Below are 24,534 nucleotides of genomic sequence, written 5' to 3'. Positions count from 1 at the left end.
GCAGCCCTAAAGGGCTGCGCTACGTGAGAAGCGGTCGTCCGTAACGTTCTCGCACAAGCTCCTGTAGGGGCGGTTCGCGAAGCGCCCCTGTGCGGCCATCGCCCTGGGATTGGCGGGCGTGGGTGAACCCCGGCCCTACCCCACAGGTTCATTTGCCTTTATGAATCCCTTCCTTACGCCCCTTCCCCGGCCAGTTCGTATAGGAGGGCCACCGCGGATCGGATGCCCCTCCGGAAGTCTTCCAGCGAGAAGCGTTCATTGGGCGAGTGGGCTCCATCGTCGGGCCGGCCCCACCCCAGGAGGAGGATGGCGTCCAGGCCCAGCTCCTCCTGGAAGAGGTTGACGATGGGGATGGACCCCCCCTCGCGGATGAAGACGGGATCCTTGCCGAACCCGGTGTGGATGGCACGGGCGGCGGCCTGCACCTGGGGAAGATCCCTGGAAACCAGCACCGGCTGGGCGCTATGCAGGTGGGTGACTTTCAGTTGGACGCCCGGGGGGCAGACCTTGGCCACATGGGCCCGGAATAGCCCGGCGATCTTGTCCGGATCCTGGTTGGGGACGAGGCGCATGCTCACCTTGGCTCCCGCCTTGGAAGGGATCACCGTCTTGGCGCCTTCGCCTGCAAAGCCCCCCCACACCCCGTTGATGTCCAGAGTGGGCCGGGCCGTCTTGCGTTCCATGGGGCTGTAGCCTTCCTCGCCGCAGAGCACTTCCACCCCCAAGTATTCCTTCAAGTTGGCCAAGTCCAGTGGAAGCGACTCCATCTCCTCGCGCTCCCAGGGGGCCATGTCGGCCACGTCATCGTAGAAGCCGGGAACAGCCACTCGGTCCCCGCCCTCTTTCAGGCTGCAGAGGATGGCGGAGAGCGCCTGGATGGGATTCATCACGAGCCCTCCGAAGCTTCCCGAGTGCAAATCCACCCTCGGCCCGGTCACGTCCAACTGGAAGTAGGCAAGCCCTCGCAGGCCGTACGTGATGGCGGGGACATCGGGGGCGAACTGGGACCCGTCCGAGATGGCAATGGCGTCGGCCTTCAGCAGGTCCTTGTGTCGGCGAAGGAAATCCCCCAAATGGGGGCTTCCGATCTCCTCCTCGCCCTCCACCAGCACCTTGACATTGATGGGCACCTCCCCCCGGACGGCCATCACCACCTCAATGGCTTTCAGGTAGGTGAGGAACTGGCCCTTGTCATCGCTGGCGCCGCGGGCATAGACGAAACCGTCCCGAACGGTGGGCTGGAAAGGCGGCGTGAGCCATTCGTCCACAGGTTCGGGCGGCTGCACGTCGTAATGGCCGTAGATCAAAAGGGTGGGGCGGTCGGGATGGGGGCAGTGGGAGGCGTACACCACCGGGTGGCCTGCAGTGGGGTACAGGCGGGCCTCCATCCCTAAGCGCCGGCACATGTTCACGACCCATTCCCCGGCCCGTTGCACATCGCCCTTGTGGCGAGAATAGGTGCTCACGCTGGGGATGGAAAGGAGCTCCACCAGTTCCTGAACGTATCGTTTGTGATTGGAGTCTATCTTTTCAAAGATGTCGGTCAGTGTCATGAAGCCTGCTCCTTTCGAAAGTTCTCTCGATATGTGCCAAAATACTCCCCCAGCATACTCTCTTTTGCCGATGGATCCTAGGAGCTTTGCGTCGGGAGACGGGATGTGCGTGCGTTGACCGGATGGGCCGGGTGATTTAGGATCGGCCCAGGCATCCCAGAACGACCCGCACATAGAAAGGAAAGGAATGGCGGTACGGTTCGAAATCGTTTCCGGGGTGGATCGCGTGGATCCGGTGCTCTGGAACCGTCTTTGCTGGAACGCGCCTCCCATGATGGAGTGGGAGTACCTCTATTGTCTGGAAAAGTCCGGTGTTCTGACTCCGGAAAGAGGCTTTCGACCGCGGCATCTGGTGGCCTACGAGGGGCAGGAGGTGGTGGCCATCGCCCCCATGTACGAGCGTCTGCGGCCGTGGGTGGAATTCGGTGACGGAGGACTCCTGCGCTTCCTCGCGGAACTGACGGGACACAGCTACCACGTGGGACTCATGGCCACCGTGCCGTTGACCCCCGTTCCCGCCTACAAGGTACTTTACGGCAGGAGTCGGGATCCGCGGCGTGTCTATGCCATCCTCAGCGACTACATTGATTTCATCTGTGAAACCCACGGCTTTGCCACCTCCCGGTTCTACTTCTTCGTGGATTCCGCTCCAGGCGTCCACGACGTCTTGCTGCAGAAGGGCTACGTGGGGATACGAAGCGAATACTGCCTGTGGACCAACAAGGGGTACGGATCCTTTGACGACTTTCTGCGGACGTTCAAGTCCAGCCGCCGGCACAAGATTCGGCGGGAGCTGCGGGACATCAAGTCCCAGGGAATCCGCCTGAGGATGTTGGAAGGCCGCGAAGCGCCGGATTCCCTTTACGATCGGATGTACGATCTCTACATTACCACATGGCGCAAATACATGGGGCAGGACATTCCCCCCTTTCTGAATCGATGCTTCTTCCAGATGCTGGGGGAAAGGTTCCGGCACCGCACCATCTTCTGCACGGCCCGCGATGACCGGGATCTGCTGGCCTTGGCCGTCTTCTACCGAAAGAAAGGCTTCCTCTACGGCCGCTACTGGGGAACCTACAGCTCCGTTCCTTTCCTCCATTTCGCCACCTGCTACTACCATCCGATCCGGTACGCCATCGAAGAGGGCATCCACGTGTTCGATCCCGGATTCGGCGGGGAGCACAAGACGTACCGCGGCTTCGGCAAAGCCGCCGCCCAGCACTACATCAAGTTCTACGGAGATGAGGAAGTTCGGTTCGCCCATTCCATCCTCGGGCGTCTCAGCGGCTCCACGGGCGGGGTTCCTTCCCGCCTCCCCCGCTGACGGGGCGGAAGGTCCTTTTTCGCGTATCATCAGGGACCGAGACGGCCTGGGGTTGAAATTGCCACGGGGCTCGGGCGGGCAGGTTGACTTCACACCGAGCTCTTCCGGCCCGCAGGGGCGAAGGATCTTTCGCCCCTGCAGCTCTTCTGGTCTTCAGCCATCGTTGCCATGAACGGCTGCGGAAGGGGATGGGTCTTATAGGCCGGTGGCCGGAGGGTGGCTGGTCACGGAGAAGAGCCGGCGGGTCCCTCTTTTTGGATGACCAGGGCCTCCAGATTTTCCTCCCTGTTGAACCGTGCGGCAAAGGCCAGCGCTTCCTCCCGGGTCGGAAAGGAGCCCAGGGTCACCCGGTACCAGAGATCCCCTTCGCCCATGGACACCTTCTCCACCTGGGGTCGGTAGCCCTTCTTGGTCAGCCGGTCGGCCAGGGACAGAGCGTTTTCCCGGCGGCGCATGGAGGCCACCATTAAGACGTAAGCCCCCTCGGGCGGGCCCGATTCGGGGGCTTCACCCACTTCTGCGGGCTCGGCCCCACCGGAGGAGTCGACCCCTGGAGCCGGTTCCGGGCGGGCGGCGGGTGCCGGAGAGGGTCCTCCCTGCGACTTCTCTACCCCCGGCAGGGTTTTTTCGAACTGAAGCTCCTCCAGGATCTTTTCGGGCGGCAGCCAGGTGTCCGCGGCGTTGGGATCGGGTTCCGGGGGAGTGTGGTCCAGGCCCATGAGATGGGCCAGTCCCTTGGGCATCCAGGAGGCGGGAGCGCCATGGGGGGAGCTGCTCCTTCCCACCAGAACGCCCGCCAGGAAGATCCAGGCGAGGCATACCAGGAAGACCAGGGCGCACACCACGCATTGGCCGAAGGTCAACTGCAGGACCAATCGGGCGCGAGGCGAATCCTTTTTCGTTCCTCCCCCTGAAGGGTGCGCCTTGCTACGGGCCATGGAGGCACCTCGCCGTGGATCGTGGAAAGATCTACCTTAAGCTGAGCGATTTTTTCTTCGGGTGTCTCTTACACCGCGTGATTAGCGGGCGGGGATAAACCCCGCCCCTACGCAACGGATCCGTGCCCTTTTGTAGGGGCGGGCTTTACGCCCGCCCTTCAGGACCTGTCCATGAGAAAGAATCGTCCGATTGAAGTCTACATCTTTTCCGGAGCGCTCACTCCCAGCAGGCCCAGGGCATTGCGAAGGACCATGCGAACGGCGGCGGCCAGATAGAGGCGCGCCTGGGTCAGCGCCTCGTCTTCTCCCAGGATCCTGTTTTGGTTGTAGTAACTGTGGAAGCAGGAGACCAGGTCGCTCAGGTAGTAGGGGATCCGGTGCGGTTCCAGTTGTTCCGCTGCGGAAGCCACCACCTGGGGGTATTCGCCGAGCAATTTCATCAGTTCCAGTTCTTTGGGCTGGTGGAGCGGGGACAGGTCCGGCGGAACGTCCCAGGAGCAGGCGACGCCCTTTTCCCGCGCCACCTGAAAAACGCTGCACAGCCGCGCGTGGGCGTACTGGACGTAGTAGACCGGGTTGTCGTTGCTTTGCATCTTGGCCACTTCCAGGTCGAAGTCCAGGGGGCTGTCGGAGCGGCGAGTGAGGAAGATGAAGCGGGCGGCATCCTTTCCCACCTCGTCCACCACTTCGCGAAGCGTCACGAATTCGCCCGCCCGGGTGGACATGGCCACGGGCTTGCCTCCGCGCAGCAGGTTGACCAGCTGCACCAGGATGATTCGAAGATCCGACGCCTTTCGCCCCAGGGCCTGGACGCCCGCCGTCATGCGGGGCACGTAGCCGTGGTGGTCGGCGCCCCAGATGTCGATGACCGTCTCGTAGTTCCGTTCGTACTTGTTCTTATGATAGGCCAGGTCGGCGGCGAAATAGGTGGTCATGCCGTTGGCGCGCACCACCACCCGATCCTTCTCATCGCCGAAGGCGGTGCTGCGAAACCACTTGGCGCCGTCCTGCTCGTAGATGTAGCCGGCTCGTTCCAGGGCCTCGATGGTCCTTTGCACCTCTCCCGCATCGTGCAGGCTCTGCTCGCTGAACCAGATGTCGTGCTGCACCCCGAAGGCTTCCAGGTCCTCCCGGATGCCGTCCAGGATGCGATCGCCGGCGTAGCGCGTGAAAAAGGGCAAGGCCTCCTCTTCGGGGACGTCCTTGTAGCGGTCTCCCTCCCGATCGAGCACCTCACGGGCCAAGTCCTTCATATAATCGCCCCGATAGTGGTCGTCTGGGAAATCGATGGGAACGCCCAGGGCTTCCAGGTAGCGCAGGTACAAGCTTCGACCCAGGGTCTGCATCTGCTTTCCCGCATCGTTGATGTAATACTCCTTGTCCACCTGGTAGCCGCAGGCGCGCAGAATGTTGGCCAGCACATCGCCGATGGCGGCTCCCCGCCCGTGACCGATGTGAAGGGGCCCCGTGGGGTTGGCGCTCACGAATTCCACCTGGACCCGCTTGCCCCTGCCCAAGTTTTGCACGCCGTAGGCGTCGGCTTTTTCGTGGATGTCCTTCAGCACTTCCCCCCAGGCGTCCGGCCGGACGAAAAAGTTGACGAAGCCCGGGCCGGCGATCTCCACCCGGGCCAGCAACTCGTCACGGCCCTCCATCCTGTCGATGACCGCCTGGGCGATCTCCCGCGGGTTGCGGCGCAGCACCTTGGTGAGAGTCATGGCGGTGTTGGTGGCGTAATCCCCGTGGTCGGAGATCTTGGGGATCTCCAGTTCCACCTTCAGGTCTTCCTCGTTCTGAATGCCGGATTCCAGAAGCAGGTCCTTGACGGCCTGGTGGAGCATATGCGTGAGTCGTTCGCGAATCAATGCCATGTGTTGGGTCCTCCTGTTCGGTACGTGGTGACAAGGAGACGCTTTATAGACCCGCCCGGATCAAGATGCAAGGCCGGTGCTCGCGTTGAGGAAGACGCGTTGAGGGTTCTTGCCCATGCTGCAGTAGATCTCATAGCTGATGGTGCCGCAGAGGGACGCGATCTCATCGGCGGTGATCCGTTCCGTCCCCTGGCTTCCCAACACCACGACTTCGTCGTCTTCGTGCGCGTCCGGCACGGCGCTCACGTCCACGGTGATCATGTTCATGGACACACGGCCCACGATGGGGGCGCGTCGGCCCCGGATGAGGACCGAGCCTTTGTTGGATAGCAGGCGCGGAAGGCCGTCGTCGTAGCCCACCGGAACGGTGGCGATCCGCATCGCATGGGGGGTGGTGAACGTTCTTCCGTAGCCGATGGGATGTCCCTGCGGGACGCTTTTCACTTGCACCACCCGGGCCTTGAGGCTCATGACCGGCTTCAGATCCGCCGGGTGATGGAGGTCGGAGGAGGGAGGGGATCCGTAGAGCATGATGCCGGGCCGCACCAGCTGGTGGTGGGCGCCGGGCAGGTCCAGGGTTCCGGCGCTGTTGGCCATGTGGGCGTAGGTAAGGGGGATCCTCTTTCTTCGGAAGAGATCCAACGCCTGGGAAAATCGTTCCATCTGCAGAGCGCTGTAGCTCTTGTCCCGCTCGTCGGCCGTGGCGAAGTGGGAAAAGACCCCTTCCACCTCCACATGCGGGAGGCGCCACAATCCTTCCAGGAACGATTCCAGGGAGCCCGGGGGCACGCCGAGCCGTCCCATGCCCGTATCCACCTTTACGTGAACCTTGGCCTTGGTCTGCATTCTCCGCGCGGCGTCGTTCAACATCTCGGCATGATCGAGCCGGTAGAGGGCCGGCCGGATCCCTTGGCGGACGGCTTCCTCCGCATCCGCGGGCTCAATGCCGACGAGCACCAGGATGGGCTGGGTGATGCCCGCCTCCCGCAGGGCCATGGCTTCCCAGAACTTGCTCACACCGAAAAACCGGGCACCCATGGCCGCCAACTCCCGTGCCACCGGGACCATCCCATGCCCGTAAGCATCCGATTTCACCACCGCCAGGAGTGCCGTGTCCTTGGATACCCTGTCTTTTGCCTGCTGAAAATTGTGCCGCAGGGCTGCCAGATCGATTTCCACCCAGTTGAGCGCCACCGAAGCCTCCGTTTCGCCTTTGCCGTTTCCGGTCCATGCCCATGGAGAATCTTTACAAAACAGGTCAGCTATGATAGGGCATCGGCGCTCGATTGCCAAGAAATTCAAGCGGATTGCAAGTCAAAGGGCGGACCCGTATGGACTACCTTCTCACGGCATTGGGGCTTGTCTGTTTTCTGGAAGGCCTCCCCTATGCGGCCTTTCCGGACCGGATCAAGCAGTGGCTGGAGCACATCGCCAAGCTCCCTTCCGACCAGTTGCGGTTTTGGGGCGGCGCTCTCATGGCGGTGGGATTGGGACTCGTCTATCTGGGCCGTCGGTACGGAGGGCCCTGAATGGTCTACAACTTGGAAGATTATGATTACGAACTCCCCCAGGAACTGGTGGCTCAGCATCCCGATCCCAACCGGGACGCCTGTCGTCTTCTGGTTCTCAACCGGCGGACGGGGACCGTGGAACACCGGCTCTTTTCGGATCTGAAGGAATACCTCCGGCCCGGAGACCTGCTGGTGGTGAACGACACGCGGGTGGTGCCCGCGCGGCTGCTGGGGCGGAAGGAGACCGGGGGACGCGTGGAGCTGCTGGTCCTGGATCCCTACAAGGATCCGGAAACGGGCATGCGGGAAGGCTACGCCTGTCTCGTCAAGGCGTCCAAGCCCCCGCGGAAGGGGATGCGCCTCCTCCTGGAAGACGCCCTGGAGGCCACGATCGCATCCGATCCGGTGGACGGGCAGGCACAGGTGCTCTTTCGCTGTCCGGATCTCCTGGACGCCCTGGAGAAGTGGGGCCGGATCCCGCTGCCGCCCTACATTCAGAGGGAAAACCACGTGCAGCGGGAAGAGGACCGGCGCGATTACCAGACCGTGTATGCCCGCCGCCCGGGGGCCGTGGCCGCTCCCACGGCGGGGCTGCATTTCACGGAAGATCTTCTAAGGGATTTGGAAAGCCGCGGAGTCCTGACGGCACGGCTCACGCTGCACGTGGGGTACGGGACGTTTGCGCCCATTCGAGTTCGGGATATCCGCCGGCACACCATGCACGCCGAGTATGCGGAGATTTCGCCCGAGGCGGCCGAGGCCGTGGCTTCTGCGAAATCCCAAGGTCGGCGGGTCGTGGCCGTGGGGACCACCGTGGTGCGCACCCTGGAATGGGTGGCCGAGCAGTGCGGCGGGATCCGGGCCTGGGCGGGCCTTTGCCGCCATTACATCTATCCCGGCTACCGGTTCCGGGTGGTGGATGCTCTCATCACCAACTTCCATCTGCCCAAGACCTCGCTCATCCTTCTGGTTTCCGCCTTTGCGGGCAGGGAAAAGATCCTGGACGCCTATCGGCAGGCGGTGGAACGGCGCTACCGGTTCTTCAGCTACGGTGATGCCATGCTCATCTTCTAATCTTTGGAAAGGAAAATCGGTGCACTTCGAAATCATCTGCCGGGACAAGGAGGTTGCCGCCCGTCGGGGGCGCTTTCGCACCTCTCACGGGGTGGTGGAAACCCCCGTCTTCATGCCCGTGGGGACCCAGGGCACGGTCAAGAGCCTGACTCCCCAGGAACTGGAGGAGCTGGGGGCCCGGATCATTCTCGGCAATACCTACCATCTCTACCTTCGGCCCGGAGCGGAAAGGATCGCACGCCTGGGCGGGCTCCATCGGTTCATGGGCTGGCGGGGTTCCATCCTGACGGACAGCGGTGGATTTCAGGTTTTCAGCCTGGCCAAGATCCGCACCATCGACGAGGAGGGCGTCGCCTTCCAGTCCCACATCGACGGTTCCCGCCACGTGATCACGCCCGAAAAATCCGTTCAGATCCAGGAGGCCCTGGGATCGGATATCGCCATGTGCTTCGATGAATGCACGCCCTATCCCGTGACCTACGAATACGCCAAGGCGTCCATGGAGCGGACGGTGCGATGGGCCAGGCGGTGTCTGGAAGCCCATCGCCGGGAGGACCAGGCGCTCTTTGGGATCGTCCAGGGCGGTACCTTCCTGGATCTTCGGAGGGCGTGCCTGGAAGAGTTGGCGGCGTTGGACCTTCCCGGGTATGCCATCGGGAGCCTGTCCGTGGGGGAACCCAAGGAGGAGATGCTGGCGGTCTTGGAAGAGGTGACGCCCGCTCTGCCTGCCGGCAAGCCTCGGTATCTCATGGGCGTGGGGACGCCGGAGGACCTGGTGGAAGGCGTGCGCTGTGGCGTGGATATGTTCGACTGCGTCATGCCCACCCGAAACGCGCGAAACGGCATGCTCTTCACCTCCTGGGGATCCATCCAGATCAAGAACGCCCGGTATGCCGACGATCCGCGCCCCGTGGAAGAGGGCTGCGGCTGCACCACGTGCCGGAACTTTTCCAGGGCCTACCTCCGGCATTTGTTCATGGCGCGGGAACTGTTGGCCTATCGATTGAACACGATTCACAACCTGCACTACTATCTGGGCCTCATGGCCGAGATGCGCGAAAGCCTGGAGAAAGGAGCCTTTTCCCAGTGGCGCCGCCGCTTCTATGCGCGACGCCAAGAGACCCGGCAGGAAGATTGACAAGACACGAAAAATATCGTTTAAGGGTTCGATTAGCCAAATGGACGTGGTTTTTGGTCGAGCAGTGAAGATCGAATGGAGGAATCAATGGATTTTGTCAGTGTAGCTTATGCAATGGGTACGGCAGGACAAGGCGGCGGAGGCCAGGCGGCAGGAGGCGGACTGGCGGCTTTTGCGCCCCTGATCCTCATGGTGGTCATCTTCTATTTCCTGTTGATCCGACCCCAGCAGAAACGGCAGAAGGAACACCGCAACATGTTGGCCAACCTGAAAAAGGGAGACACCGTGGTCACCCAAGGGGGCCTGCATGGAAAGATAACGGGCCTGACGGATTCCGTGGTGACCCTGGAAATCGCCGACAAGGTCCGGGTGAAGGTCCAGCGGGGCTACATCGCCGCTCTGCTCGGCCGGGGCGAAAACAAGGCGGAAAACGGCGAATAAACGCCGGGAACCTCGCTTGGATCCCACAAGATCGGCGCACGCGCCGATCTTGTCTTTTGAGCTCCAGGGGGGCCTGTTCTACGGTGCGGCCTTCTTTTGAGGGAGCCGCCCGCAACCCGTATCCGATTCAGGGTTCAGGATTTAGTAGGGAGGACGTGGATTGAAGGACTTACGGTGGCGAGCCATTCTTATCGCGGTGGTCATGCTGGTTGCAATCGTCTACCTGCTGCCGTCTCTCAATGCTTCCTTGCCCGCGTGGTGGAAGGAAACCCTGCCCAACGACAAGATCCATCTTGGTTTGGACCTCCAGGGAGGCATGCATCTGGTACTGGAAGTGCAAGCGGACGAGGCGGTGCGCACCACGGCGGAGCGCCTGGTGGACGAGCTGAAGGAAACCTTGCGCACCGAGCGGATCCCCTTCCGGACCGTCCAGCGCACCAAGGATTGGGATATCCGGGTGGAACTGGCTGACGGGACCGCGGTGGGCTCTTTGAAGACTCTTATTGAGAAGGACTTCCCGATCCTGGACTGGGTGGCGGCCACGACGGAACAGGACGGTGCCACCGTGGTCTGCCGCATCTCCGACAAGGAAGCCGCCCACATTCGGGATCTGGCCGTGAGGCAGGCCCTGGAGACCATTCGAAACCGTATCGACCAGTTCGGCGTGAGCGAACCGGATATCCGTCCTCAGGGAGAGGACCGCATCCTGGTGCAGCTTCCCGGAGTGAAGGACCCGCAGCGGGCCATCGACCTCATCGGAAAGACCGCCCTGTTGGAATTCAAGCTGGTGGCCGAGGGGGTGGATCCGGACGCCAAGTCCCTGCCGCCGGGTGTGAAGGCCTATCCCATGAAGCGCTTCGATCCCAACACAGGCCGAACCTTCGAGACCCGGATCGCCCTCAAGGACCGGACGCTCATGACGGGCGAATACATCACCAACGCCAACGTTCGCATCGATACCCAATACAACACGCCCTACGTGGCCCTGGAATTCGATCCCCAGGGCGCCCGTCTGTTTGAACGGATCACCGGGGAGCATGTGAAGGAGCGGCTGGCCATCGTGTTGGACGGCGTGGTCTACTCGGCCCCGGTTATCCAGGAAAAGATCGGCGGGGGGCGGGCCAGCATCACGGGATCCTTCACCATGGAGGAAGCCAGGGACCTGGCCATCGTGCTCCGGGCAGGCGCCCTGCCGGCCCCCGTGAAGATCTTGGAAGAACGCACCGTGGGTCCCTCCCTGGGAGCTGACTCCATCCGCCAGGGCTTTCTCTCCATGGTGGTGGGATCCGTGCTGATCCTGTTGTTCATGATGGTGTATTATCGGGTGTCCGGGGTCATCGCCAACGTGGCCCTGGTCCTGAACGTGGTGCTCATCATGGCCGCGCTGGCGGCCTTCAAGGCGACCCTCACGCTGCCGGGCATCGCGGGTATCATCCTGACCATCGGCATGGCGGTGGACGCCAATGTGCTCATCTTCGAGCGCATCCGGGAGGAGCTGCGCCTTGGGAAAACACCTCGCGCGGCCGTGGATGCCGGCTTCGGTCGGGCCACGCTGACCATCCTGGATGCGAACATCACCACGCTGATCGCCGCCGTGGTTCTGTTCCAGTTCGGAACCGGCCCGGTGAAAGGCTTTGCGGTGACCTTGAGCATTGGTATCGTGGCGAGCCTTTTTACGGCCATCATCGTGTCGCGGCTCATCTTCGACTACCTGCTGGTCAAGAGGCGGGTTCGCTCCATCAGCATCTAACCGGCCCATGTGGGGTACGAGAGGGAGAAGAAGACGAAGACCATGCAAATCATCAAGCCGGACATCAACATCAATTTCGTGGGCATGCGTTTCAAGGCCATCACGCTGTCGGTGGCGGTGATTCTCCTGGGTCTGGCCGCTCTGGTGTGGCGCGGCGGCCTGAACCTGGGCGTGGACTTCGCCGGCGGCACGCTGGTCCAGGTCAAGTTTGAACAGAGCACCACGCCCGAGCAGATCCGGGACGCGCTCAAGGACCTGGGGATCGGTCGAAGCGCCATCCAGCAGGTGGGGGCCCGGGAAGACAACGAATTCCTGGTGCGGGCGGACGTGAAGAGCACCGAGACCCAGAACGTGGGCCAGGCCGTCCAGGAGCACCTGGACAAGGCCTACGGGGAGGGCAAGGCGTCCATCCGCCGCGTGGAGATGGTGGGCCCCAAGGTGGGCCGGGACTTGCGCCAGAAGGCCCTGCTGGCCATCTACTACGCCCTGCTCTTCATCGCGCTCTACATCTCCGGGCGGTTCGAGCTCAAATGGGGGACCAGCGGGATCATGGCCGCCGGCCTGTTGGTGGGGGTGTACCTGCTACGGCTGATCGGCATGCCCACCACCTACCTGATCGTGGGAGCCTTGCTCCTCACGCTGGTGCTCTGCTGGGTCTTGCGTCTGCCCTACGCCTTGGCGGCGGTGCTGGCCCTGATCCACGACGTGCTCATCACCTTGGGCGCTTTTGCGCTTACCAACAAGGAATTCTCCCTGACCATCGTGGCCGCCCTGCTCACCATCGTAGGGTATTCGCTCAACGACACCATCATCGTCTTCGACCGCATCCGGGAAAACTTGCGGGCGTCGCGGCGGGAAGACTTCAAAGGGCTCGTGAACCGGAGCATCAACCAGACCCTCAGCCGGACCATCCTCACGTCGGGAACGACCTTGCTGGTGATTGTCTGCCTGTTCGTTCTGGGCGGCACGGTGATCCACGATTTCGCCTTCGCACTGCTCATCGGCGTGGTGGTGGGTACCTATTCGTCCATTTTCGTGGCCAGCCCCCTTCTGATCCTTTACGAAGACTGGGCCGCGGAAGGACGCGCCAAACGCCGCCGCACCGCCCGGGCGTGAAGCCTTGGACGCCAAGGCGTTGAGTCTCTCGGCAGCGCTTCGTGCGGGGGCGGTTGTGAACCGCTCCTGCCGGCATCACACCGATCCCCACCCCCTCGGCTTTCCGAGAACAAGTTTCCTGAATCAAACGACAAGGTCCCCGACCTCTTCAGTCGTAGCCGCGGGGCTTCGGCCCCGCGGAAGGAGACCATCCTGACGCAATGAAGTGACAGGCGGTACCCGATGGGCCCGTCCGACGTTCGGGGATTCCTCCGCAGCCCGCAAGGGCTGCGCGACGAGAAAAGCGGTCATGGCCGGCGTTTTCGGGCCGTCTCCCAGGGCGCTGGCGGGGAATTGCGATTTCCCCATGCTCCTGGACTTCTCCCTGTGTAGGGGCGAAAGATCTTTCGCCCCTACAGCGCGGTCGGACTTTTGTGATGGCCGATTACTGGTTGACCCAGACGGCCTGATGACGAAAGTCGGTGAGGATCCGCTTGGTGATGGAGCTCTTGAGAAATCCCCAGGTGCCTCCGGATCCGCCGTGGCCGAGTACCACGATCCCCGCACCCGCTCTATTGGCATAGGAAAGAATTTCGTTGGGAAGCTTTCCCCGGCTGGGCTGCACGGATATGTGGACCCGCTCCGGGGCCACTCCGGAAGCGAGCGCCGTCTCGCGCGCTTTGGCGAAAAACGGGCCGTAGCCCGTGCCGCTGGTCCGAAGCCACTGGGCGAGATCGGGGTCCAGCGGGTCCAGGGCGGAAACAAGGGGACGGGATGCCTTCCTGGAAAAATGGACGATCTCGATGAGAGTGGGAGTCTCTTCCAGCATGAAGAGTGCATGGTCCAGGGCCCGCAGGGAGGGATCGTTGTCCGCCAGGCAGACCACGGCCTTGGACGGGTCGGTTTCGTCGTCCACAAACCAGATGGGGCTCACTAGGCAGTGGTGCAGCAAGGCGGACGTGTGATCGCCCTTGAGGAATCCTTCCAGACGGGAACTGGTCTGCTTTTGGATCACCACGGCGTCCACCCGTTTGATGTCGGCCAGACGACAGGCATGGTGGGCCACGCTCAGTTCCTTTTCCTGCACGAACTCGTGGATGACCTCCTCGGAGAATCCCGACTCCACCAGAACCTTCTTGGCGCGCTGGCAGGCCTTCCGCGCGGCCTCCTCGCGCGCCTGTACGAAGGCTTTCTTTTGAGCGATCTGGGCTTCCGTGCGGTCCTTTTCCTTGTAAACGGGCGGCAAGGGAGGCATCAGGTAGTGGAGGGTGAGGCTGATGTGGGATCGCTCCGGGTAGAGGCTCGTGAGGAAGCGAATGGGCCTCAGGGAATCTTCCGAATCGTCAATGGGCAGGAGAAAGGCCTTCGGTAACGGTTCCATGGTCACCTCCTGTCGTGTGGATGTGCCAGACGGCGGACGGTTCGTTCTGCATGGCCACTTCGAATCGGGTCGTATCCAGGATGGCAGGAACCAGGCGGTTGCGCAACGTTTCTTTGACTAGATCGGGGTGGTTGTTCACTTCGCTGAGATGGGCCAAGACCACCACCTGGAGTCCGGGATGGTGGATCTGCTCAAGCAATTGGCAACTGTCCTCGTTGCTCAGGTGCCCATGGCGGCTTCGGATGCGCTGTTTGAGATGCCACGGGTAGGGACCGTGGATCAGCCGGTCGGTATCATGGTTGGCTTCCAGCACCAGGGCATGGCAATGCTGCAGGCGGGTGCGTACCAGCTGGGTGGCGGTTCCGCAGTCGGTGCAGATACCCAAACGAAACCCGCCATGTTCCAGGATGAATCCCACGGGGTCCGCCGCATCGTGGGAGAGCGCGAAAGGGTGGATGACCAGATCCCCGATGGCGAAAGAGCGTCCCGGCTGAATGAGGTTCCTGTGGGCCAGCTCGCCCACGGACGAGGGCAGGGCTTCCAGGCAGCCCCGGGTCAAAAAGACGGGCAGATCGTAGCGGCGGCTGAGGACTCCGATACCCCGCACATGGTCGTTGTGTTCATGGCTGACCACCAGAGCCTGAACGTCCTTGGGGGAAACAGGACTTTCGGCCAGGCGCCGTTCGATCTCCTTGCCGCTCAGACCGGCGTCCAGGAGGATGCAGGTGGAGCCGGTGCCGGCCAGGATGGCGTTTCCTTTGGAACCGCTGGCGAGAACCTGGAAGAAAAGGGGCATGCGTTCCTCACAACAATCCGAACCTGGCGGTTCCAGAACCGCCCCGGCAAACGGCCGCCGGCCTTATGGGGGCCTTATCGGGAAGATTCCGTCGCTGCCGCGGTCGGGACGGCGGGAAAGCACCGGTCAAGAACATCCTCGGAAACCGGACCCAGCAGGGTAACGGCGATCACTTCCGGGCGATAGGCGCCCTCAAACCAGCGACGCACATCCTCGGTGGTCACGCCGTCGATCTGTTTCTCCACTTCCCGGAAGGAAATGTGGCGTCCGAAAACAATTTCGTTCTTGGCCAGCCGGTTCATGCGCGAATCGGTGCTTTCCGCATTCAGGTACATGCTGCCCTTGAGATACTCCTTGGCGGCGCTCAGTTCCGCTTCCGTGATGGATTCCGCCGCGATCCGGGCCATCTGGTCCTGGATCACCCGCAAGGTTTCTTCCACCTGAGAAGGGGCCACGGCGGCGTAGACGCCCATCAGGCCCGTGTCCTCGTGGGAGTTGACAAACGAGTACACGGAGTAGGCCAGCCCGCGCTTTTCCCGGACTTCCTGGAAAAGGCGGCTGCTCATGCTGTTTCCAAGCACCACGTTCAGGACATGGCATGAGAACCTTCCGGGATCGGAATGGGAGCATCCCGGAAAGCCCAGGCACAGGTGCACCTGCTCCAGATCCTTGGTCACCACCTGTCGGTGGGGGTGGAGTACCGGAGAGTGCCTTGGGGCGGGGGATCCGGAATGATTCAGGTTGTTCAACGCCGGGGCCAGGAGTTCCACAAAGGCGTCGTGTTCCAGGTTGCCGGCGGCGGCCACCACAATCTTTCCGGGGCGGAACTGCCGAACCATGTAATCCATGGCCATCCCGCGGTCCAATGCCTGGACCGTCTCCGGGGTCCCGTAGATGGGGTTGGCCAAGGGATGGTTTTTCCAAAATTCCTCCTGGAAAAGGATGTGGACCAGATCCTCCGGGGAGTCCTCGATCATGCTGATTTCCTGGAGGATCACCTGGCGCTCCCGATCCATCTCGTCGGGTGCGAACGTGGAATGGAGAAAGATATCGGTCAGGACATCCACCACCAGAGGGAGGTGGGTGTCCAGGACCTTGGCATGAAAACAGACGTTTTCCTTGGATGTGAAGGCGTTGGCGAAGCCGCCCACGGCATCCAGCTCCTTGGCGATATCGAGAGCGGATCGCCGTTCGGTGCCCTTGAAGAGCATGTGCTCGATGAAGTGGGTGATCCCTCGCTCCGGCTCCGATTCGTCCCGGGAACCCACATTTACCCAGATGCCCATGGAAACGGAATGGACGAATGGAATCTGCTCCGTCACGATGCGGATGCCGTTGGACAGCGTCGTTTTTTGAACCAAGGCGGCCTCTCTAGTTCTTTCGCCCTTCCGGTTTTCCCAGAACGGCCTTTCGACTCAGGCGGATTCTTCCCTCCCGGTCGATGTCGATGACCTTGACCAGGACCTCATCGCCTTCCTTGACCACATCCGTCACCTTCTGCACCCGCTTGTGGTCCAGCTGGGAGATGTGGATGAGTCCTTCCGTGTTGGGCAGGATCTCGGCGAAGGCGCCGAAGTCCGTCACCTTGGTCACCCGGGCCATGTAGACCTCGCCCACCTCGGGTTCCTGGGTGAGGGCCTTGATCCTGTCGATGGCCTTCTGGCAGGCCTCCTTGTCCGGGCTCATGATGACCACCCGGCCGGAATCCTCGATGTCGATCTTGGCTCCGGTTTCGGCCACGATGGAGCGGATCACCTTGCCGCCCGGCCCGATCACGTCCCGGATCTTGTCCGGGTTGATCTGGATGGTTTCCATCCTGGGCGCGTAGGGGGACAGTTCGGAACGCGGTTCGGAAATGACCTCGCGCATCTTGCCCAGGATGTAGAGGCGGCCGTCGCGGGCCTGAGCCAGAGCCCGGGTCATGATCTCGCGGGTGATTCCCGGGATCTTCACATCCATCTGGATGGCGGTGATGCCCCGTTCGTTTCCGGTCACCTTGAAGTCCATATCCCCCAGGTGATCCTCATCTCCCAGGATGTCCGAGAGGATGATGAAATCGTCACCTTCCTTCACCAGGCCCATGGCGATACCGGCCACCATGTCCGAAACGGGCACGCCCGCATCCATGAGAGACAGGCAGGCACCGCACACGGAGGCCATGGAACTGGATCCGTTGGACTCCAACACCTCGCACACCACCCGGATGGTGTAGGGAAATTCCCCGTTGGACGGCAGGATGGGCTTGACGGCGCGTTCGGCCAAGGCTCCATGGCCGATTTCCCGCCGGCCCGGGCCGCGCAGCGGACGGACTTCCCCCACGCAGTAGGGTGGGAAGTTGTAGTGAAGCATGAAGGACTTGAAGGTCTCCCCGGTCAGCGCCTCGATTTTCTGCTCATCGCTGGAAGAACCCAGGGTGGTCACGGCCAGGACCTGGGTCTCGCCTCGGCGAAAGAGGGCGGAGCCGTGGGTGCGGGGCAGCGGGCCCACCTCGATGGCGAGCGGGCGGATCTCGTGGAAGGCCCGACCGTCTATGCGGCGCTTTTCTCGCACCATCATGCCCCGGACGGTTTCCTTTTCCAGGGTTTCCAGGACGTGTTCCGCATCCTTGATCTGTTCCGGAAACTGCTCGGCCACCGCCTCCAGGACCCGTTGCTTCAGGGCCTTCTTGGCGTTCTTGCGTTCGAGTTTGTCGGCGATGGTCATCACCTGGGCCATTTCATCGGCGGCCGACCTTCGAACGGTTTCCTCCAGGGCGGCGTCCACGACCGGCGCTGTCACTTCGTCCTTGGGCTTGCCCACCAGGCGGCGCAGTTCATCCTGGGCATCCAGGATGGGCAGGATGGCCTTGTGGGCCAGGTCGATGGCTTCCAACATGTCGTCTTCTGTGACGAACTGGGCTCCGCCCTCCACCATCATCACGGCGTCCCGGCTGCCGGCCACCACCACGTTCATGTCGCTCTGTTCCAGTTGAGCGGCGCTGGGATTGATCACGAACCGGCCGTCCACGCGGCCCACGCGCACCGCGGCGATGGGGCCGGCAAAGGGGATGTTGGAAATGTGCAGGGCCGCCGACGCCCCGGTCATGGCGGCCACGTCGGGTTCGTTTTCCTGATCCACGGAAAGAACCGTGGCGATCACCTGCGTCTCGTAGGAATAGCCCTTGGGAAAGAGGGGCCGAATGGGGCGGTCGATGAGGCGCGAGGTGAGGGTCTCTTTTTCACTGGGGCGTCCCACCTCTCGGCGGAAGAAGCCCCCGGGAATGCGACCCGCAGCGTAGCTCATCTCCTGGTATTCGACCATCAAGGGGACGAAGTCGATGCCCTCGCGCACTCGATCCTCCTTGACGGCCGCCACCATCACCACCGTGTCTCCGTAGCGCACGAAGACCGAGCCGCTGGCCTGCCGGGCGGCGTGGCCGGTTTCCAGAATCAGCGGGCGTCCGCCCACTTCCACTTGCACTGACTTTTTCATAGATGACTTCCTCTATTTGCTCCGTCGAACTCAATAAATTCCTCGCCTTAGCGGCGCAGACCCAAGCGTTCGATCAGAGTGTGGTAGCGGTCGATGTTCTTCTTCTTCAGGTAGTTGAGCAGCTGGCGCCTCTGACCGACCAGTTTCAAGAGGCCGCGCCGCGAATGGTGGTCCTTCTTGTGGACCTTGAAATGCTCCGTGAGATAGTTGATCCGCTCGCTCAGGAGCGCAATCTGCACTTCGGGCGAACCCGTGTCCGAGGGGTGGATCTTGAAATCTTCGATGATCTCCTTTTTCCTTTCAGGCGTCAGAACCACGGTTGTTCCTCCTTTTGTGTTGATGTGGCTTCATGGTTGGTGAAAAACCCTCAGACGACGCTCTCCGGGCCGGGCGGCGGGCCACCAAAGGGCCAGCAGCACGTTGTCGGAGCCCATCAGGCGAACAGGGCCGGTTTGTCCTTCCACAACCGCCGCATGGGTATCCAGCCATTGGTCGGACAGATGTCCGCTTTGCAGCTGATCCCGTAGGGTCGGGTCATCGATCACCAAAGCAGGCAGATGGGAAAGGGCCGCATGGAGGGGGATGAGATGGGAGGTCCACTCCATCGCGCCGCGCCAACCTTTGAGCGTTTCCAAGGACAATGCGTCTTCCACGGCGAACGGGCCGCTGGCCGTCCGCCGAAGAGCGGTGACGTGGGCGCCGCAGCCGAGCCGGGCCCCCACATCCGCCGCCAACTGCCTTACATAAGTTCCTTTGGAACAAAAAATCTCGCAGTCCACTTCCGGCCACCGGTATCGGATCACTTCCAGCCGGTGAATCACCACCTCCCGTTTCGGCTGTTCCACTTCCCGGCCGGCCCGGGTCCATTCGTAGAGACGCCGGCCGCCCACCTTGACGGCCGAATACTTGGGGACCTTCTGGACCTGCGGGCCTTGAAAGGCTCGGATCGCCTCCAGCAGGGCGTCTTCTTTCACCGGAGGCCCCTGGTAGCGGGCCGTTACCCGGCCGGTTCGGTCCAGGGTGTCCGTCTCCACGCCCAGCTGCATGGAAAACCGATATCCCTTCTCGTGTCCCACCAGTTGATCCACGATGCGGGTGGCGTCGTTGACGCAAACCACCAGCAACCCCGTGGCGAAAGGATCCAGGGTCCCGCAGTGACCGGCCTTCTTCCAGCGGAACCACTTTCTCAGCCGATACACCACGTCGTGGGACGTCCACCCCTCGGGTTTGTCCACCAGTAGAACGCCGCTGGGAAGGGATTCCCTGCGGGGGGGGCGAGGGACGGACTTGTCCGGCATTCCGGTTTCCGTTCCGTACGTCATGGCATCGGCTTTCCCGGGGCCGTGCGTTCAAGGAGGGCCACGGCTGCTTGGCTCACGGCTTTTCGAACACGGTCCAGGCCTCCCTCCATTCTAAACGCTGCGGCGTGCCGGTGTCCTCCGCCTCCGTAAGTGCGGGCGAAAGCCGCCACATCTACGGGGTCCTTGGACCGGAGGCTCACATGGACTATCTGGTCCGGGTCCTCCCGGAAAAGGATGGCCATGAGAACCGTCTTGACGCTGCGTAGATGGTTGATGAACCCTTCGGCGTCTTCGCGGCCGGTGCGGGTCTCGCGGAACATGGCCTGGGTCAGTTCCGCCGTGGCCAAGCGGTCATCCGCATGGTACTCCACGGTGTTCAGAACCCTGGCCAAGAGGTGCAGGCGCCCGGGGGATGCAGAGTCATAGATCCGACCGGCGATGAAGGCGGGGTCGGCCCCGCGGGCCACCAGATCCGCGGCGATGGTCAGCACCTGGTGGGTGGTGTTGGAAAAGCGGAAGGATCCCGTATCGGTGAGGATCCCCGTGTAAAGCTGCCCGGCCAGGGCCTTGTCCACTTCCACGCCCACATGCCGACACAGCACGTACAGCATTTCGCAGGTGCTGCTGGCCTGTGGGTCCACCCATGCCACGGTGCCGAAGGGATCGTGGTTCATGTGATGATCGATGTTCACCAGTACGGGGACTTCGGCGATCTTTCGGGCCAGGTCTTCGCCGACCCGTTGGAACTCTCCGCAGTCCACCAGGATCGCCGCATCGTAGGCGGCGCCCGCATCCCACAGGTGCCGGATCGATTCCACTCCTTCCAGGAAGTCGTGGCCCGGCGGGGGAGGGTCCTGGCAATAGGCGTCGGCCTGTTTGCCCAGTTTCCGTAGCAGAGTGGTGGTGGCGAGCAGGGCTCCGACCGCATCGCCGTCCGGGCGGACGTGGGTGGCCACGGCCAGTCGCGTGGCACGCCGGATCACCTGTTGGATGTCGTTCAGTACGGACAGGCCGGTCTCACTCATCGTCGCGCAACTCACGCAAAAGCCGCTCAATCTTTTCTCCGTAGTCGAAGGATTCGTCGTAGGAGAAGGTGAAGCTGGGCAGATACTTCAGGTGGACCCGCTTGCCCACTTCCCGGCGGATGAAAGGGGCCGCCTTAGCCAAGGCTGCCGCCGCCAGGTCCTTTTCCGAATCCGTGCCCACCATGCAGTAGAAGACCCGCGCGTGCCGCAGATCGTCGGTCAGTTCCACGCCTGTGATGGTGATCTTGGTCAGTCGGGGATCTCGGACGCGCCGGTACAACAGCTCGGCAATGGTCCTCTGGAGCACGTCCGCCACGCGATCCGCTCTCTTGTATTCCATGGTTCCTCGCAGACCTCCGCTCAAAGGGAGATCAGTTCAATGTCGGAGTCCTCCAGGTCCGCCAGCCCCAAAGACTCCATGTAATCGATGACCCGATCCAGCACGGAGTTGAGGACACGGGAATTGTTGCCGATAACGGCCACTCCCAGCGTCGCCCGCTGGTACACGTCCAAGTCGTCCACCTCGGCGATGGAAACCTGGAAGCGGTGTCGACTCTTTTCGATCAGGCTCTTGACCACCTTCCGTTTGCCCTTCAAGGAATGGTTGTCATGGAGCCTGAAGGTCACCCGGGCGATCCCCACGGTCACCGACATGGGCGTTTCCTTTGGGTAGAGACTCCCGTCACCGCGGGAGCGGCGAAGTTGTCAATTTCAGGACAGCTTCCCAAGAGCCTGTCCAACAATGGCTCTCCGAAACAAGAGCCCGGGCTCTGGCCACTCTTTTCGTAATCGCGGGGCTTCTGCCCCGCGGAAAGGGCCATCGTAACTTCATGAAGTGATGGGAAATACGCGATGGCCCATCCAACGTTCGGGGTTTTTTCCGCAGCCCTAAAGGGCTGCGCTACGAAAAAGGAGATCATCCGCGACGTTTTCCGACAGCCTCCTAGCCTTCCGATTCCCCCGATTCCAAGGTCGGCTTCACCTCCACCATCTGGTAGGCCTCGATCTGGTCGCCCACCTTGATGTCGTTGAAATTCTCGATGGTGAGACCGCACTCGAAGCCCGCCTTCACCTCCCGGGCGTCGTCCTTGAAGCGCTTCAGGGAGGCCAGCTTGCCGTCCCAGACCACCACGCCGTCGCGGATGAGCCGCACCTTGGCGTTGCGTTCCATCTTGCCGTCGGTGACGTAGCAGCCGGCCACGGTGCCGATCCGGGAGATGTGGAACGTCTGGCGCACTTCGGCGCGGCCGATGATCTGCTCCTCGTATTCCGGCTCCAGGAGGCCCACCATGGCGTCCTTGATGTCGTTGAGGATCTGGTAGATGACGTCGTAGTAGCGGATGTCCACCTGTTCCTGCTCGGCCAGCTCCTGCGCCTTGGCGTCGGCCCGCACGTTGAACCCGATGATGATGGCGTTGGACGCCGAGGCCAGCATGACGTCGCTTTCCGAGATGGCACCGGTTCCCGCATGGATGAGGGAGACTTTCACCTCCGGCGTGGAGAGCTTGAGGAGCGAGTCCCGAATGGCCTCGAGAGAGCCCTGCACGTCGGTCTTCAGGATGACGTTCACTTCCTTGATCTGGCCTTCCTGAATCTGTTCGTAGAGCCGCTCCAGGGTCACCTTGGTGGTTCGGGTCAGCTCCTTTTCCCGCTGCTTCAACTGGCGGTGCTCGGCCACCAGCTTGGCCTGCTTTTCGTCGGGCAAGACGACGAAATCGTCACCCGCATTGGGAACGCCGGAAAGACCCAGAACTTCCACGGGCACCGAGGGGCCGGCCTCGGAGATGCGCCGGCCCTTGTCGTCGAACATGCTGCGCACACGACCGAAGTAGGTGCCACAGACATAAACGTCGCCTTCGCGCAGGGTGCCTTCCTGGACCAAGACGGTGGCCACGGGGCCCCGCCCCTTGTCCAGCTTGGCCTCGATGACCCGGCCCCTGGCCGGCTTTTCGGGATTGGCCTTGAGCTCCAAAAGTTCCGCCTGGAGCAGCACCATCTCCATGAGATCTTCGATGCCCATGCGTTTCTTGGCCGAAATCTCCACCATGGTGGTATCGCCTCCCCATTCCTCGGGGATCAGACCGTGTTCGGCCAACTCTCGCTTGACCCGGTCCACGTTGGCGTTGGGCTTGTCGATCTTGTTGATGGCCACCATGATGGGCACGCCCGCGGCCTTGGAGTGGTTGATGGCTTCCACCGTCTGTTGCATGACGCCGTCGTCGGCGGCCACCACCAGGATGACCAGGTCCGTGACCTTGGCACCGCGGGCGCGCATGGCCGTGAAGGCCTCGTGGCCGGGCGTGTCCAGGAACGTGATGTGTCGTCCGTCCAGTTCCACGAAGTAGGCGCCGATGTGCTGGGTGATGCCGCCGGCTTCTCCGTCGATGACGTTGGTGTGGCGGATGGCGTCCAGCAGGGAGGTCTTTCCGTGGTCCACGTGTCCCATGACGGTGACCACGGGCGGACGCGGCTTCAGGTCTTCGGGCTTGTCTTCAGCGGCCTGCAGGATGTCTTCCTCCTCGAATCCGGCCTTTTCCACTTCATACTGGAACTCGGAGGCCACCAGGGCCGCGGTGTCGAAGTCGATGGCCTGGTTGATGTTGGCCGGCAGCCCCAGAAGGAGAAGCTTCTTGATGATTTCCGTGGCCTTGACGCCCATCTGCTTGGCCAGGTTGGCCACCGTGATGGCCTCATCGATCTTGATGCGTCGCTTGGCGGCTTTGGGCACCGTCGCGACGGGCTTCTGGGCGTCCTTGGATTCGCCCTTCTTGGGAACTCCCCGACCTCTTTCCGCCTGGGCCCTCAGTTCCTTCTTGCTGTAAAGGTCTTCGCGGCTCACCACTTCCTTACGGACCCGGCGCGGGCGTTTGCCGGCCCCCACTTCCTCATCGTCCCGGGCCCGTTTCTTGCGCAAGGGCTCGCGACTCACCTGTTCGTCCGGAACGAATCGGGCCGCGGGAACCGGGATCTCGGGCTCCTCTTCGGGCTCTCCCGGCACCAGGTCCGGCAGTCGGATGATCTTGGCCGGTTCGTCCTTTCGTCTCTTGCGCCGGCGCCGCTTGGCCTTTTTCTTCTTGCCCGGCTCCTCTTCCTCTTCTTCCTCCACACCCTTTTTCACCTCCTCGGCCGCGGGGACTTCCTCTTCGTCCTCCGCGAGGGTGGGTTCGGAAACGGGCTCGGCTTCCGGGGCGGCCTCCGCCTGCTCGGGCAAGGACTCCGTTACCGTCTCTGCAGCAGCTGTTGGGGGCTCGGGCACGGTTTCCTCCGGGGGATGTCCCGCCGGCTGCTCGGCGGCCTCCGCCGGGGAGGGGGCGGGCTCGGTTTCCGGGAGTTGGGGGGCGATGGGTTCGGGGTGCGCGGGCGCGGCGGCTTCGTGGGCCTCTGCAGTGGGGGGGGCTGCAGGGGCTTCGGTTGTGACAGGCGCTTCCGGAGCAGGGGCTTCCGGTTGGGCGGCTTCCGCAACTGGAGCCTCCTCGGGGACCTTGGGAGCTTCCTCGGCGGCTTCCGCGGGTTGGGGCGCCTCCATCTTCGGGGTTGCCGGCTCTTCCTGATCGGGTCCCTGCACGGCCGGCGCCTCAGCGGACACCTCCACCTCGGGCCGCGCTTCGGCCGCAACAGGCTCCGGCTCTTCCGCCTTCTTTCTGCGGCGGATGACGCGACGGCCGATTCGTTTTTCCTCCACCTGCTCTTGCGTTCCGCCCTGCAGATGGTCGCGGATCTTGGCCACCGCCGAATCGCTCAAGGCGCTCATGTGGTTCTTGACCGGTATCCCCAGTTTCAGAATCCGCTCAATGAGCTCCTTGCTGTTCATGTCCAATTCTTTTGCTAATTCGTGCACCCTGACTCGTGCCATGCAACCGTCCCC

The 24,534-nt window shown here is 62.5% G+C and carries 21 protein-coding genes; 7 read left to right on the top strand and 14 right to left on the bottom strand.

All coding sequences use genetic code 11. The features are described from left to right. Nucleotides 1-173: 173 nt before the first annotated feature. Nucleotides 174-1,553, bottom strand: coding sequence for a dipeptidase (locus tag BUB04_RS03255; protein WP_073036912.1), 1,380 nt, complete (start codon nucleotides 1,551-1,553; stop codon nucleotides 174-176). Nucleotides 1,554-1,740: 187 nt separating this feature from the next. Here BUB04_RS03255 and BUB04_RS03250 point away from each other — a divergent pair, with 187 nt between their 5' ends. Continuing rightward, nucleotides 1,741-2,877 (top strand): GNAT family N-acetyltransferase, encoded by a 1,137-nt coding sequence (locus BUB04_RS03250; protein ID WP_073036910.1) that lies wholly within the window; start codon nucleotides 1,741-1,743, stop codon nucleotides 2,875-2,877. A gap of 224 nt (nucleotides 2,878-3,101) precedes the next feature. Here the strand turns inward: BUB04_RS03250 and BUB04_RS03245 are convergent, their stop codons facing one another. The 3 genes from BUB04_RS03245 to alr all read right to left on the bottom strand — a co-directional run bounded on the left by BUB04_RS03245 (nucleotide 3,102) and on the right by alr (nucleotide 6,880). After that, nucleotides 3,102-3,815, bottom strand: coding sequence for an SPOR domain-containing protein (locus BUB04_RS03245; RefSeq protein WP_143156333.1), 714 nt, complete (start codon nucleotides 3,813-3,815; stop codon nucleotides 3,102-3,104). Between the two features lie 197 nt (nucleotides 3,816-4,012). Next, on the bottom strand, nucleotides 4,013-5,686 hold the full coding sequence (argS, locus tag BUB04_RS03240; protein ID WP_143156332.1) for an arginine--tRNA ligase: 1,674 nt from the start codon (nucleotides 5,684-5,686) through the stop codon (nucleotides 4,013-4,015). 60 nt (nucleotides 5,687-5,746) lie between these two features. After that, nucleotides 5,747-6,880 (bottom strand): alanine racemase, encoded by a 1,134-nt coding sequence (alr, locus tag BUB04_RS03235; RefSeq protein ID WP_073036907.1) that lies wholly within the window; start codon nucleotides 6,878-6,880, stop codon nucleotides 5,747-5,749. 137 nt (nucleotides 6,881-7,017) lie between these two features. Between alr and BUB04_RS03230 the strand changes: the two genes are divergently transcribed. The 6 genes from BUB04_RS03230 to secF all read left to right on the top strand — a co-directional run bounded on the left by BUB04_RS03230 (nucleotide 7,018) and on the right by secF (nucleotide 12,716). Then, on the top strand, nucleotides 7,018-7,215 hold the full coding sequence (locus tag BUB04_RS03230; RefSeq protein WP_073036905.1) for a DUF2065 domain-containing protein: 198 nt from the start codon (nucleotides 7,018-7,020) through the stop codon (nucleotides 7,213-7,215). Further along, on the top strand, nucleotides 7,216-8,271 hold the full coding sequence (gene queA, locus BUB04_RS03225) for a tRNA preQ1(34) S-adenosylmethionine ribosyltransferase-isomerase QueA (protein ID WP_073036903.1): 1,056 nt from the start codon (nucleotides 7,216-7,218) through the stop codon (nucleotides 8,269-8,271). After that, nucleotides 8,252-9,409: a tRNA guanosine(34) transglycosylase Tgt gene (gene tgt / locus BUB04_RS03220; protein WP_073036901.1), complete on the top strand. Its 1,158-nt coding sequence runs from the start codon at nucleotides 8,252-8,254 to the stop codon at nucleotides 9,407-9,409. Before queA ends, tgt begins: the two co-directional genes overlap by 20 nt. 87 nt (nucleotides 9,410-9,496) lie before the next feature. Beyond that, a complete protein-coding gene (gene yajC, locus BUB04_RS03215; RefSeq protein WP_073036899.1) occupies nucleotides 9,497-9,850 on the top strand; it encodes a preprotein translocase subunit YajC in 354 nt (117 codons plus the stop codon). Between the two features lie 160 nt (nucleotides 9,851-10,010). Beyond that, nucleotides 10,011-11,600, top strand: a complete 1,590-nt coding sequence (gene secD, locus BUB04_RS03210) for a protein translocase subunit SecD (RefSeq protein WP_073036897.1) — start codon at nucleotides 10,011-10,013, stop codon at nucleotides 11,598-11,600. Between the two features lie 42 nt (nucleotides 11,601-11,642). Next, the gene (gene secF, locus BUB04_RS03205; RefSeq protein ID WP_073036895.1) at nucleotides 11,643-12,716 is read left to right on the top strand and encodes a protein translocase subunit SecF; all 1,074 of its coding nucleotides are present in this window, start codon (nucleotides 11,643-11,645) and stop codon (nucleotides 12,714-12,716) included. A 424-nt stretch (nucleotides 12,717-13,140) separates the two neighbouring features. On the opposite strand, the gene BUB04_RS03200 is transcribed toward secF, so the two are convergent. The 10 genes from BUB04_RS03200 to infB all read right to left on the bottom strand — a co-directional run bounded on the left by BUB04_RS03200 (nucleotide 13,141) and on the right by infB (nucleotide 24,522). Further along, nucleotides 13,141-14,076, bottom strand: coding sequence for a universal stress protein (locus BUB04_RS03200; protein WP_073036894.1), 936 nt, complete (start codon nucleotides 14,074-14,076; stop codon nucleotides 13,141-13,143). Next, nucleotides 14,039-14,872 (bottom strand): MBL fold metallo-hydrolase, encoded by an 834-nt coding sequence (locus BUB04_RS03195; protein WP_073036892.1) that lies wholly within the window; start codon nucleotides 14,870-14,872, stop codon nucleotides 14,039-14,041. Before BUB04_RS03195 ends, BUB04_RS03200 begins: the two co-directional genes overlap by 38 nt. A gap of 74 nt (nucleotides 14,873-14,946) precedes the next feature. Continuing rightward, on the bottom strand, nucleotides 14,947-16,233 hold the full coding sequence (locus tag BUB04_RS03190; protein ID WP_073036890.1) for a M16 family metallopeptidase: 1,287 nt from the start codon (nucleotides 16,231-16,233) through the stop codon (nucleotides 14,947-14,949). 10 nt (nucleotides 16,234-16,243) lie between these two features. Next, on the bottom strand, nucleotides 16,244-18,343 hold the full coding sequence (pnp, locus tag BUB04_RS03185) for a polyribonucleotide nucleotidyltransferase (RefSeq protein WP_073036888.1): 2,100 nt from the start codon (nucleotides 18,341-18,343) through the stop codon (nucleotides 16,244-16,246). Nucleotides 18,344-18,390: 47 nt separating this feature from the next. Next, the gene (gene rpsO / locus BUB04_RS03180) at nucleotides 18,391-18,660 is read right to left on the bottom strand and encodes a 30S ribosomal protein S15 (RefSeq protein WP_073036886.1); all 270 of its coding nucleotides are present in this window, start codon (nucleotides 18,658-18,660) and stop codon (nucleotides 18,391-18,393) included. 30 nt (nucleotides 18,661-18,690) lie between these two features. Continuing rightward, nucleotides 18,691-19,665, bottom strand: a complete 975-nt coding sequence (truB, locus tag BUB04_RS03175) for a tRNA pseudouridine(55) synthase TruB (protein WP_084076067.1) — start codon at nucleotides 19,663-19,665, stop codon at nucleotides 18,691-18,693. Beyond that, nucleotides 19,662-20,669, bottom strand: a complete 1,008-nt coding sequence (locus BUB04_RS03170; protein ID WP_073036884.1) for a DHH family phosphoesterase — start codon at nucleotides 20,667-20,669, stop codon at nucleotides 19,662-19,664. Before BUB04_RS03170 ends, truB begins: the two co-directional genes overlap by 4 nt. Further along, nucleotides 20,662-21,009 carry a 30S ribosome-binding factor RbfA gene (gene rbfA, locus BUB04_RS03165; protein WP_073036882.1) on the bottom strand — a complete coding sequence of 116 codons (348 nt, stop codon included), beginning with the start codon at nucleotides 21,007-21,009 and terminating at the stop codon, nucleotides 20,662-20,664. The genes BUB04_RS03170 and rbfA overlap by 8 nt, the downstream gene beginning before the upstream one ends. A gap of 20 nt (nucleotides 21,010-21,029) precedes the next feature. Continuing rightward, the gene (locus tag BUB04_RS03160; RefSeq protein WP_245795112.1) at nucleotides 21,030-21,323 is read right to left on the bottom strand and encodes a DUF503 domain-containing protein; all 294 of its coding nucleotides are present in this window, start codon (nucleotides 21,321-21,323) and stop codon (nucleotides 21,030-21,032) included. Nucleotides 21,324-21,612: 289 nt separating this feature from the next. Next, entirely contained in the window at nucleotides 21,613-24,522 is a 2,910-nt protein-coding gene (infB, locus tag BUB04_RS03155) for a translation initiation factor IF-2 (RefSeq protein WP_084076065.1), read from the bottom strand. Nucleotides 24,523-24,534 lie beyond the last annotated feature (12 nt).

Origin of the sequence: Desulfacinum infernum DSM 9756 (genome assembly GCF_900129305.1) — a bacterium.
GTDB classification, from domain to species: domain Bacteria; phylum Desulfobacterota; class Syntrophobacteria; order Syntrophobacterales; family DSM-9756; genus Desulfacinum; species Desulfacinum infernum.
Note: the sequence above shows the minus strand (reverse complement) of the source record. Positions and strands in the feature narration are given on the sequence as shown.

Excerpts from the sequence above, each read along its gene's own strand:
- BUB04_RS03200 (WP_073036894.1), bottom strand. The coding sequence starts at position 14,076 with ATGGAACCGTTACCGAAGGCCTTTCTCCTGCCCATTGACGATTCGGAA.
- pnp (WP_073036888.1), bottom strand. The coding sequence starts at position 18,343 with ATGAAAAAGTCAGTGCAAGTGGAAGTGGGCGGACGCCCGCTGATTCTG.
- BUB04_RS03245 (WP_143156333.1), bottom strand. The coding sequence starts at position 3,815 with ATGGCCCGTAGCAAGGCGCACCCTTCAGGGGGAGGAACGAAAAAGGAT.
- BUB04_RS03230 (WP_073036905.1), top strand. The coding sequence starts at position 7,018 with ATGGACTACCTTCTCACGGCATTGGGGCTTGTCTGTTTTCTGGAAGGC.
- BUB04_RS03160 (WP_245795112.1), bottom strand. The coding sequence starts at position 21,323 with ATGTCGGTGACCGTGGGGATCGCCCGGGTGACCTTCAGGCTCCATGAC.
- argS (WP_143156332.1), bottom strand. The coding sequence starts at position 5,686 with ATGGCATTGATTCGCGAACGACTCACGCATATGCTCCACCAGGCCGTC.
- truB (WP_084076067.1), bottom strand. The coding sequence starts at position 19,665 with ATGACGTACGGAACGGAAACCGGAATGCCGGACAAGTCCGTCCCTCGC.
- tgt (WP_073036901.1), top strand. The coding sequence starts at position 8,252 with ATGCCATGCTCATCTTCTAATCTTTGGAAAGGAAAATCGGTGCACTTC.
- BUB04_RS03255 (WP_073036912.1), bottom strand. The coding sequence starts at position 1,553 with ATGACACTGACCGACATCTTTGAAAAGATAGACTCCAATCACAAACGA.
- rbfA (WP_073036882.1), bottom strand. The coding sequence starts at position 21,009 with ATGGAATACAAGAGAGCGGATCGCGTGGCGGACGTGCTCCAGAGGACC.
- queA (WP_073036903.1), top strand. The coding sequence starts at position 7,216 with ATGGTCTACAACTTGGAAGATTATGATTACGAACTCCCCCAGGAACTG.
- secF (WP_073036895.1), top strand. The coding sequence starts at position 11,643 with ATGCAAATCATCAAGCCGGACATCAACATCAATTTCGTGGGCATGCGT.
- BUB04_RS03250 (WP_073036910.1), top strand. The coding sequence starts at position 1,741 with ATGGCGGTACGGTTCGAAATCGTTTCCGGGGTGGATCGCGTGGATCCG.
- infB (WP_084076065.1), bottom strand. The coding sequence starts at position 24,522 with ATGGCACGAGTCAGGGTGCACGAATTAGCAAAAGAATTGGACATGAAC.
- BUB04_RS03170 (WP_073036884.1), bottom strand. The coding sequence starts at position 20,669 with ATGAGTGAGACCGGCCTGTCCGTACTGAACGACATCCAACAGGTGATC.
- yajC (WP_073036899.1), top strand. The coding sequence starts at position 9,497 with ATGGATTTTGTCAGTGTAGCTTATGCAATGGGTACGGCAGGACAAGGC.
- BUB04_RS03195 (WP_073036892.1), bottom strand. The coding sequence starts at position 14,872 with ATGCCCCTTTTCTTCCAGGTTCTCGCCAGCGGTTCCAAAGGAAACGCC.